This is a genomic window from Erysipelatoclostridium sp. MSK.7.34 (assembly GCF_019041935.1).
Taxonomy (GTDB): domain Bacteria; phylum Bacillota_I; class Bacilli_A; order Erysipelotrichales; family Coprobacillaceae; genus Thomasclavelia; species Thomasclavelia ramosa.
Map to the genome: position 1 here is coordinate 1 of NZ_JAHPYJ010000068.1, position 819 is coordinate 819.

Genomic DNA, 819 nt, shown 5'->3' on the forward strand with positions numbered 1-819 from the left:
TTTCTTTCCAACAACTTCAGCTATTTTAGAAATTTGTTTTAATAATTCTTCATATCTTTCCGGTCTTAATGACTGTGGTCCATCACACAGTGCCTTCTCCGGATTGTTGTGCACTTCGATCATTAACCCATCTGCTCCTGCTGCTACTGCTGCTTTTGCCATTGGTTCCACTAACCACCATTTCCCTCCTGCATGGCTTGGATCAATTATAATTGGTAAATGTGTTAATTTCTTTACTACCGGTATAGCCTGTAAATCCAACGTGTTTCTTGTATATGTCTCAAATGTTCTTACCCCTCGTTCACATAAAATTACATTCGGATTCCCGTTTGCCATGATATATTCCGCTGACATGATCCATTCTTCAAATGTCGCACTTAATCCTCTCTTTAATAAGATTGGTTTCTTTGTTCCTGCTCCCACTTTCTTTAACAGGTCGAAGTTTTGCATATTTCTTGCCCCGATCTGAATTAGATCTACTTTCTCATTGAATTCTTCTAAATACTGGGCATCCATCAGTTCCGAACAGATTGGCAATCCAGTTGCTTCTTTAGCTGCAACAAGAATATCCAGACCAGAAGACCCCATTCCCTGGAATGCATACGGTGAAGTTCTTGGTTTGAAAGCGCCTCCTCTTAAAATATTAGCACCGGCAGCTTTGGCAGCTTTAGCAATCTCGATTACTTGTTCTTCACTTTCAACAGAACATGGACCAGCAATCAAAGCAAGGTTGTCACCCCCAACTTTAACACCAGCAACATCAACGATCGTATCATCAGGATGAAAAGCCCGGTTAGCAAGTTTATATGGCTCAGATAC

The 819-nt window shown here is 40.8% G+C and carries 1 protein-coding gene; it reads right to left on the reverse strand.

Going from position 1 to position 819, the window contains the following annotated elements:
• Positions 1-819 (reverse strand): 3-deoxy-7-phosphoheptulonate synthase (gene aroF / locus KTF99_RS16835; protein ID WP_009010157.1); only part of this gene is annotated, 819 nt, incomplete at both ends.